1 protein-coding gene is annotated in these 676 nt (G+C 42.2%); it reads left to right on the top strand.

The features are described from left to right. Positions 1–630 (top strand): IS3 family transposase (locus tag QL898_RS13795; RefSeq protein WP_290177198.1); only part of this gene is annotated, 630 nt, incomplete at its 5' end. Positions 631–676 lie beyond the last annotated feature (46 nt).

Here is a 676-nt window from a genome sequence, read left to right as displayed (position 1 = left end):
TATATGGTTAGAAGCATCAAAGAAGAATACGGCATTAAATGCCGTCGTCACAAGCGCTTTAAAGTCACCACTGATTCCGATCATAACAAGCTGGTTTATCCAAACGTGCTGGATCAAAAGTTTGATGCAAACCGTCCTAATGATGCATGGGTAAGCGATATTACTTATATCTGGACTGCTGAGGGCTGGCTGTACTTGGCAGGCGTTAAAGATTTATATACCAAAGAGCTTGTCGGCTATGCTATCAACAAACGCATGACTGCTGACTTGGTTTGCCGTGCACTCAATATGGCAATCAAAAACAAACGACCTAATAAAGGATTAATTGTGCACTCAGACAGAGGCAGTCAGTACTGTAGCCATGCCTACCACAAAATCATCAAGCAGCATCACTTTACAGGCTCTATGAGCGCTAAAGGTAATTGCTTCGACAATGCGCCAATAGAAAGCTTCTGGGGCGTCTTAAAGAATGAGCTGGTATATCACCAGGATTATAAGACTAGATTTATAGCTATCAACGATATCATTAGATACATCGAGCTGTACTACAACCAAACAAGGATTCAAAAGGGTTTGGGCTATAAATCGCCAAGACAGCTGTGGTTTGACTTTTATCGTCAAGCTGCGTAACTAAAATCTCCCAAGTTTAGTTCTACGGGATTGACAGCAGGGGTCA

It is taken from the genome of Psychrobacter sp. APC 3279 (genome assembly GCF_030407795.1).
GTDB lineage: Bacteria > Pseudomonadota > Gammaproteobacteria > Pseudomonadales > Moraxellaceae > Psychrobacter.
The sequence above is the reverse complement of the archived record's forward strand: the minus strand, read 5'-3'. Positions and strand labels throughout refer to the sequence as shown.